The organism is Paenibacillus sp. 598K, from assembly GCF_003851045.1.
Taxonomy (GTDB): domain Bacteria; phylum Bacillota; class Bacilli; order Paenibacillales; family Paenibacillaceae; genus Paenibacillus_D.
On record NZ_BFBX01000012.1, the window covers coordinates 70,966 to 78,887 of the forward strand.

Here is a 7,922-nt window from a genome sequence, read left to right on the forward strand (position 1 = left end):
AAAGTTTCGTTCGAACGCCGGTGACGGCGCATTTCGGGCCTGGAGCGAAAGAAACTTTCGTTCGAACGCCGGTGGCGGCGCATTTCGGACCTGGAGCGAAAGAAAGTTTCGTTCGAACGACTGCGATGGCGTTAATCGAACTCATCTGGCTATCGCGGGCATGCAGTCAGCACAAGAGCATCATCTAGCTTGCCGAGCGAAGGCAGTAGCCCACTAAAAAACCCTGCTTCGCTATAACGAAGCAGGGTTTTTTAGTGCCGTCACTGGCAAGTTCAATTCGTGTTTGGCAGGCAGACGGCAGCTCCGTCTCACTCATATGGCCGATATTTCTCTCGAAGCTCAACCGCCAGCGCCTTGCGCGCCTCCACATCGCCTCGCAGGAAGAGTCTTACGGAGCCTTCTTCCAGAACAGGCGTCAGCTTTTTACGTTTGACCAGCGAGGATAGACTCTGCTTGGAGATTTGGAGATATTCGCTAGCTGCCGAGGCAGTCATAACATGCTGGCGTATCGTACGGATTAAGTCCTCGCGTTTCATCTTAAAAAATCACCTCATATTGCCAACCATAACATGCCTTGTCCAGCTAGTAAAGACCAAACCTTAATTTACCTATTTACAAAGGTAAATAGATATGCTATAGTAGTACATTTTCTTCTCCCCTCCGCCAACTCAGGCTGACGGAGGGGCTTGCGACAGACTAGTAAAGGAAGGTGCAGGAGATGATCAGAAGCAGGATGAAGAGAACAAGAATCGCACCGGTCGACGTGCCATAGAAACCGCCGTGACCGCCATAGCCGCCTACAGCATTGCTCATATGTGGTTCCTCCTTTTGTTAGGCTATGCCACAGCATATGCGGCAAACGGCCATTGGGCTGGGTGTTTCGGCAATTAATATGGTATAATAACAACCAGCAACGAACTACTTAAGATCCGTTAGGAGGTCCAATGCACAAACTCAAACTATTCTCCGGCTCATCCAATCGGCCTCTTGCGGAGCAGATATGCAAAAGTATCGGCATACCGCTCGGCAAGGTCGAAATTTCTCGCCAAAGCAGCGGCGAAATCCACGTCTGCTACGAGGAATCGATCCGGACCTGCGACGTCTTCATCGTCCAATCGCTCTCACACCCCGTCAATGAAAATCTGGTCGAGCTCCTCATCATGATCGATGCCGCCAAGCGCGCCTCGGCGAAAACGATCAACCTTGTCATGCCGTATTACGGGTATGCCAGACAGGAGCGCAAGTCAGCGCCGCGCGAGCCGATCTCGGCCAAGCTGGTCGCCGATATCCTGACTTCGGTAGGCGCCGATCGGCTCGTCACCATCGACCTGCATGCCGATCCGATCCAGGGCTTCTTCGAGATCCCGGTGGACCATCTGACGGCACTCGACCTGATCACCGACTATCTGCGCAACAAGGGCATCGTCAACCCGGTCGTCGTCTCGCCCGATGCCGGACGCGCCGGTACGGCCGAGAAGCTCGCCGACAGTCTTGATTGTCCCTTCGCCATCATGATCAAGAACCGTCCAGCCCATAACGTCTCGGAGATCACTCATATTATAGGCGAAGTCGAGGGCAAGACGCCGATCATCATCGAGGATCTGATCGATACTGGCAGCACCATCGTCAACGTCGTCGAGGCGCTCAAAAAAAACGGCGCCCGCAACGCTTACGTTTGCGCGACGCACGGTCTTTTCTCGGCTGACGGTCTGCAAAAGCTGGACAACCCCAATATCGATGAAGTGGTCGTCTCCGACACGATCGCGCTGCCGGGACAATCTCCCGACAAGTTCGTGACGATCCCGATGGCCCCGCGCCTGGCTACTGCCATCCAGATCATCACGCAGGGCGGCTCGATCGACACGCTGATCAAGTCTCACTGACGACAGCGGGGATCCAGAATTGAAAAACGCTTCCCTCTCCCGGCGTGCTGTCTACTTCCAGCACGCCCGCCATCAGCTCTACGAAATGTTTGCTAATGGCTAATCCCAGTCCGGTCCCCCCATACTGGCGGGTCGTCGACGCGTCAGCTTGCGTAAACGGCTCGAACAGCTTCGCCAATTGCAGCGGCTCGATGCCGATGCCGCTATCCGCTACCCGGAACAGATATCCGGCCTGTCCCTTCCGCTCTACCTCGCTCACTCGCAGACTGATCCGTCCTTCATTCGTAAATTTGGCCGCATTGCTGAGCAAGTTAATGAGCACCTGCTTCAGCTTGATTTCATCCGCCATCACATTCCCTGCCGCATACTCGACCTCCAGCGTATTGCCGTTGGCTCGAATAAGCGGCGTGACGGTCGATTCGACGTCCCTGAGGATGGCGGCGATGTCGCATGCCTCGAGGTAGGTCTCCATCTTGTCCGCCTCGATCTTCGAGATGTCCAGGATGTCGTTGATGAGCATGAGCAGATGACTGCCGGACCGTCGGATCTTCTCCAGATCCTCCACCAGTTGCGGCTGCTCGAGCTCCTCCATATCTTCCATCAGCATCTCGCTGTAGCCGATGATCGCATTTAGCGGCGTCCGCAGCTCATGGCTCATATTGGCCAGGAAGCGGCTCTTGATCATGTTCGCCTTGATCGCCTCGTCATGTGCCTGCTCCAGCTCCGCCGTACGTTGAGCGACCAAGTCCTCCAGATGGTTGTTGAGCAATTGCAGCTCCTGATTTTTGAGCCGGATCTCATCCGATTGCCGCTGCAGCTGACTGTCCTTCTGCAAAAAACGATTGGAGATGAGGATGCCGAGCATCGACAAGCCTAATGTGACCAAGGTGCCGATCGAAATCGTATAAGCAAGCGTCGTCTGTTGGAGCAGGATGCCGCCGGACATCTCCCCGTGGCTGAGCAGCTCAAACTGGGCCGCCATCATGCCGGTGTAATGCATGCCGACGATGGCCGTGCCCATGATCAAGCCGCTCCCCAGCTTCTTCCAAATCTCACGCCTGCCATTGGCCTGACGGAAATAAAAGGCAAGCCAGAGCGCGGCAATCGAAGCGACCAGCGCGATGACGATCGACAATGCAAATAGCAGCGGGTCATACGTAATATGAACCTGCATCGCCGCCATCCCGATATAGTGCATGCTCGAAATCCCGGCGGCCAGCGTCACGCCGCCTACCAGGAGACGCCGAAGCTGCAATTGGGGGTGACTGACACTGATTAAGGCAAAAAAAGAACCCACTATGGCGGCAAATACAGAAACGATGACCAGCCCCATATCGTACGGGACGGGGATCGGCAGCGAAAACGCCAGCATGCCGACAAAATGCATGGACCAGATGCCCATCCCCATCACAGCGGCCCCAAACGACAGCCAGCCCCAACGACTGCTGCCCATAGCGCCAATGATGCGCCCGCCCAGGTCGAGGACCGTATAGGACGCTGCTACGGCGATAACATACGAAAATAAGACCAGTACCGCATCATGGCTGCCGTGCACATGATCCATGGGTAAACCTCCTACGCTCAAGGGTGATAGCCGCTAACTCTGAATGATCGCTGCGGCGAGCAATGCCCAGCCAGCGATAAAAGCCACGCCGCCTAGCGGCGTAATGGCGCCAAGCCGACGGATGCCCGTGACGCTCAGGACGTACAAGCTGCCGCTGAATAACAGGATGCCGGCGAACATGGTCCATCCCGCCACAATCGCCAGCGAGCCCGCCGCTGCTCCGTCCGACAGCAGGCCGACGATCAGAATGCCGAGCCCATGGATCAGATGATAGAGCACGCCCGTCTGATAGACGGCGAGCATCTCCGGCGTGAGCTTCTTTTTCAACGCATGTGCGCCAAAGGCGCCCAAAATGACCGCAGCCATCATCGTAAAGCTGCCTAACAACAGCAAGGTTTGCATCCCTTATTCTCCTCCGTTCATGAACTGACGACCCGATTTTTGCCGAATCGCTTGGCTTGGCCGAGCGCCTTCTCCGCTTGACGGATCAGCTTGGCATGGCTGCGCTGCACCGTAGGCTGCGCCGACGCGACGCCGATGCTGACGGTCAGCGAGTCCCCCATCTCCAACTGGTCCATCGGGATCTGCACCGACATCACCGCCTGCCGGATCTCTTCCGCCAGCTCGGCCATCTCCTCCAGCGTCGTCTCGGCCTTATAGAGCGCGAAGGTGCCGCCGCTATAACGAGCGATAAACGCCGCATGCTGCTTGCCGAAGGCGCTCAGTACATCGGCGACCCACTGCAGGCATAGATCGCCGCCGTGGAAGCCCTGAAGCTTATTGTACATCTTAAAGTTGTCGATATCGAGCATCATGAGCGACAGCGGCTGCTGCGTGCCCAGACAATGATCCCACTCATGATACAGCGATTCCTCGAAATAGCGGCGATTCGGAATTTCCGTCAGCGGGTCCATATTCATATACTTCTGCAATTCGTCGGCCACATCAATGTAGCTGTCCTGCTGACGCTGGCTGGCTTCGCGGTCGCGGACGATGATCCAGTAAGAGGTCATGCCGCCGAATTGTACCTGCGCCGCAGTCAGCTCGACTTGCAGCATCGAGCCGTCGAACGCCAGCAAGGTCTCGTGCATCGAGGAGAGCTGCTCCGTAGAGTGCTCCAGACGCTCCAACTCGTCGAGCAGGGCAGCCTCCTGCTTCTCGCCGAGCAGTTCGTCGATACGCCGCCCTACCATCGCTTCATGGTCTGCCGCCCGGAACAGCCGAGCTGCCCGCTCGTTGCAATAGACGATCTTCTTGTCGGTCAGCGTAAAAAACGCCGCCGAGGAAATTTCCATCAGCTGCATGTACCGTTTCTCATTTTCCTTGATAATGCGCATGTTGAGCAGCGCCTTCTCCTCCGCCTGCAGCAGCTGATGCTCCGTCCGCTTCAGCATGACGCTATTGAAATCCGGCATGACGCGAATCTCAATCTGCCGCCACGGCAGCGAGGTTGACTCGACCACTTGCCGCCATTTCTCAAAGGATTTGCGCGGCGACAGCCGCAGCCCGTCGTTCTCTTGAATGACCGCCTTGGCCGGATCGCCCGCCCACTCGACGATCTGCACGACCTCGCGCCGGAACCAGACGATAAACTCATGCTGCTCGGCAGAGAGCGCCAGATACATCACGCCGGACGCCAGATGCTTAAACTCCTGCGCCGGTTCGTATTCCTTGCTCAGCTGCGAGGTGTGATACACATGATCGACCGCTTGCGAAGACAGCCAGACCGCCAGCTCCTCTACCTCTGTCCGAGTCGGGGTCGCGCCGAACAGCAGCAGCTCTCCCTGATAACAGACCGCGGCTCCCGACGCCTTCATCAGCTCGAGCAGCGACTGCTCCTCGGCGCGCAGCCGATCCATCACTGCCGAAGCGGTCGTATTGCCGATGAAGATGCCGGAGAGGCGGTTCACCTTCGTCTTCAGCTCCACCTCTTCCTGGTAGTCGTCCAGTTGCTGCCGCTGATAAAGCTCATTGGAGAAAAATCCACCCAGGAAATTGCACAAATTGCGTATGCGATGGGTGACGTACTTGACCGAGTTGTGGTGGCATGTAATCAGTCCCCACAGCTTGCCCTCGTGGATAAGAGAGATCGTCATCGTCGCCTGCACGCCCATATTTCGCAAGTACTCGATATGAAGCGGCGAAACGCTGCGCAAGGTAGACAGGCTGAGATTAAGCGGCTTGCCGGTCTTCGGATGCAGCACAGGCAGCACAGGCACAGGGGTATAGCTGACGTCGACGATTGTCCGCAGCCAGTTGCGCAGATAGAGCTCACGCGCCTGCTTTGGAATGTCCGAGGCCGGATAGTGGTGTCCGACGAACGGCTCCAGTCCTTTTTTCTTCGCCTCGGCGATCACCTTGCCGTTCCAATTGGCATCGAACTCATAGACCATCACGCGGTCATAGCCAAGGATCAGCCGCAGCTGCTCCGCCGTCACCTGGCTTGCCTCCAGACGACTGTTCGTTTGCTTCATTATATTGAAAAATGTCTGGACCCACTCGAAGTCATGCTGCTCGGCGTGCGCCTCGTCATCTCCGGGCTCCAGCTCCAATATCCACGTATCGTCGCTCTCGTGCATGATCGCGAAAAACGGCTTGTCGCCGCTGCCGGTCCGAATCGTTACGTGCATGTAATTGAGGGAAGAAGGGACGGAGCGATTGCGATACAACGTTACCATTTTGTCCAGCTCTGTCTTGGGAATCAGCTCGCACAGACTCATCTCGCGCAGCGTCTCTGGCGCAATCCCGAGCACCCGCTCGCAGTTGGCGCTGCACTGGATGATCGCGTAATCCTCCGAGGCTACAGCCAGAAGCGCGCCGTGCGGCTGGATGCTGCCGGGGATATGAATCGGTTCTTTGTCGCAGTTGGTCAGATCGATCGGATCTTGCAGGATAAAATCTCCATCCGTGAGTAGCGTGCGATTCAGCTGTTCTTTGTTGTTGGGGGGGCTCGCGTCAGACATCCTATCCATTCCCTTCTCTATGCTCTCTCCTCTGCCTGCCGCTCGTTGCTAGATGCGATCCATTCATCCAGCAGAGTGAAGGTTTGCCGGGCCGCCTCGATCATCTCCACTTCCTTGGTTTCGCTGTCCGCCTCCGCCAGCAGCTCTTGACGGAAGCTCTGCCAGCGCTCGCGCGTCTGCGCGCCATAACTATTGAAGTAATGGCCATTCACGGTCGTATCAATGGGCAAATACTGAGCGAGCTTTTTAGTGATCATCTGACCGCCCAAGGTTGACCCCTCCAGCACATACAGCGCGCCTAGCGCCTGGGCGCGGGTCGCGAGCTCGGGCAGCCTGTCGCACTGCGGCAGCTCCCCAATCTCCTCGGAGCTCAGGCCCAATGCGGTCAGATCCCGCACGAGCCAGGCCGTCTTGTCGCGCGACGGATCGCTGAGCGCGCTTACGCCCGCCTCGTCCAGCTCGCGCATTCGCTGCTCCAGCGGCTTGATGAACCCATAGAACTTAGCCAGATATTCTTTATACAAAGCCATCGTGAGGCGGTTATTCATCATAGCGGCCGCATACTCGTTTGCTTCGATTTTTTGGTGCATCGGCGCTGTCTCGTCGCGCAGACGAGTCAGTACAGTTGACGCAGTCGACATGGGGCACGCCTCCTTTTTTGCAATACAACCACTATAACATTAATTGCTCCACAAAAGCACTAGCTATTGATCGCGGACTATACGTTGACCTCTGAAACCGCCTGTGCGACGGGGAATCGGGGGCCTCTAAAATGAAAGTTGCTAACCGTGCGGGCAGGCTGGATGGGCGGGCTGTGGGCCGAGGCGTGGACTGGATAACTCTAGAAAGTAGAGCTTTCACTGAGAGCGTTACAGTCACGGCTGATCATCAAAAAGGCACTCGCTCGCTTGATTGCGAGCTTAGTGCCCTGATTTTGTAGCAGCCCCGGTATTCGTAGGGTGTACTGTTCGTTGCACATCCGGTGCATGTCTTCCTGCTCCGGCATCGTGCGGCCGACGGCTCGATCGCGCCAAGGGAGTGCGACATCGAGGAGTTTCTGGACGACCAGGCTTGCCGCGCAGTCGCTACGGCTCGCCCCCAGAACCGGGCTAGCCACGCAGTGGCTACGGCTACCGGGCAGGCGCGGCAGCGGTCGAGCCGCGTACGACCAGCTCGGTGCGCAGCGCGATCCGGCGCTTGACGGAGCGCTCATGGCCGAACTCCTCCATGAGCAGGTCGACCGCCGCTGCGCCGAGCCTGGCCATCGGCTGGGCGATCGCCGTCAGCGGCGGATCGGTGACGGTCGCCAGGATCGTGTTGTCGAAGCTGATGATCGACAACTCGTCCGGCACCGACAGCCCCGCCTCGCGAGCCGCCTGGAGCGCGCCGACCGCGAGCAGGTCGTTGCAGCAGAACAGCGCGGTCGGCGGGTCGTCCGAGGCGAGCAGCTCCGCTGCCTGCCGCTTGCCGTCCTCGATCCGGTAGCTGCATTCCCGCAGCGCCGAGGCGGGC

At 57.6% G+C, this 7,922-nt stretch carries 9 protein-coding genes; 2 read left to right on the forward strand and 7 right to left on the reverse strand.

The window, feature by feature from the left end; genetic code table 11:
- Nucleotides 1–188, forward strand: a 188-nt coding sequence (locus PA598K_RS37240; RefSeq protein WP_221414097.1) for a hypothetical protein, incomplete at its 5' end; no start/stop codon positions are given.
- Nucleotides 189–308: 120 nt separating this feature from the next.
- Here PA598K_RS37240 and PA598K_RS05790 read toward each other — a convergent pair.
- Together PA598K_RS05790 and PA598K_RS37245 are read right to left on the reverse strand one after the other, a co-directional pair.
- A complete protein-coding gene (locus tag PA598K_RS05790; RefSeq protein WP_128656025.1) occupies nt 309–536 on the reverse strand; it encodes a helix-turn-helix domain-containing protein in 228 nt (75 codons plus the stop codon).
- Between the two features lie 160 nt (nt 537–696).
- A complete protein-coding gene (locus PA598K_RS37245) occupies nt 697–813 on the reverse strand; it encodes a YjcZ family sporulation protein (protein ID WP_221414098.1) in 117 nt (38 codons plus the stop codon).
- A 131-nt stretch (nt 814–944) separates the two neighbouring features.
- Between PA598K_RS37245 and PA598K_RS05795 the strand changes: the two genes are divergently transcribed.
- Complete coding sequence (locus tag PA598K_RS05795; RefSeq protein WP_128656026.1) at nt 945–1,883, forward strand: ribose-phosphate diphosphokinase; 939 nt, start codon at nt 945–947, stop codon at nt 1,881–1,883.
- On the opposite strand, the gene PA598K_RS05800 is transcribed toward PA598K_RS05795, so the two are convergent.
- From PA598K_RS05800 to PA598K_RS37775, 5 genes are all read right to left on the reverse strand, one after another.
- Complete coding sequence (locus PA598K_RS05800) at nt 1,870–3,447, reverse strand: MHYT domain-containing protein (RefSeq protein WP_128656027.1); 1,578 nt, start codon at nt 3,445–3,447, stop codon at nt 1,870–1,872. The genes PA598K_RS05795 and PA598K_RS05800 overlap by 14 nt on opposite strands.
- Nucleotides 3,448–3,480: 33 nt before the next feature.
- Nucleotides 3,481–3,849, reverse strand: a complete 369-nt coding sequence (locus tag PA598K_RS05805) for a DUF423 domain-containing protein (protein WP_128656028.1) — start codon at nt 3,847–3,849, stop codon at nt 3,481–3,483.
- Nucleotides 3,850–3,866: 17 nt separating this feature from the next.
- Nucleotides 3,867–6,410: a diguanylate cyclase domain-containing protein gene (locus PA598K_RS05810; RefSeq protein ID WP_128656029.1), complete on the reverse strand. Its 2,544-nt coding sequence runs from the start codon at nt 6,408–6,410 to the stop codon at nt 3,867–3,869.
- 17 nt (nt 6,411–6,427) lie between these two features.
- Nucleotides 6,428–7,051, reverse strand: a complete 624-nt coding sequence (locus tag PA598K_RS05815; protein WP_128656030.1) for a biliverdin-producing heme oxygenase — start codon at nt 7,049–7,051, stop codon at nt 6,428–6,430.
- Between the two features lie 489 nt (nt 7,052–7,540).
- On the reverse strand, nt 7,541–7,922 hold a 382-nt coding region (locus PA598K_RS37775; protein WP_260405283.1), incomplete at its 5' end, for a LacI family DNA-binding transcriptional regulator.

What these genes read in the sequence shown, in the direction of transcription:
- PA598K_RS05790 (WP_128656025.1), bottom strand. Translation starts at nt 536, where the DNA reads ATGAAACGCGAGGACTTAATCCGTACGATACGCCAGCATGTTATGACT.
- PA598K_RS37245 (WP_221414098.1), bottom strand. Translation starts at nt 813, where the DNA reads ATGAGCAATGCTGTAGGCGGCTATGGCGGTCACGGCGGTTTCTATGGC.
- PA598K_RS05795 (WP_128656026.1), top strand. Translation starts at nt 945, where the DNA reads ATGCACAAACTCAAACTATTCTCCGGCTCATCCAATCGGCCTCTTGCG.
- PA598K_RS05800 (WP_128656027.1), bottom strand. Translation starts at nt 3,447, where the DNA reads ATGGATCATGTGCACGGCAGCCATGATGCGGTACTGGTCTTATTTTCG.
- PA598K_RS05805 (WP_128656028.1), bottom strand. Translation starts at nt 3,849, where the DNA reads ATGCAAACCTTGCTGTTGTTAGGCAGCTTTACGATGATGGCTGCGGTC.
- PA598K_RS05810 (WP_128656029.1), bottom strand. Translation starts at nt 6,410, where the DNA reads ATGTCTGACGCGAGCCCCCCCAACAACAAAGAACAGCTGAATCGCACG.
- PA598K_RS05815 (WP_128656030.1), bottom strand. Translation starts at nt 7,051, where the DNA reads ATGTCGACTGCGTCAACTGTACTGACTCGTCTGCGCGACGAGACAGCG.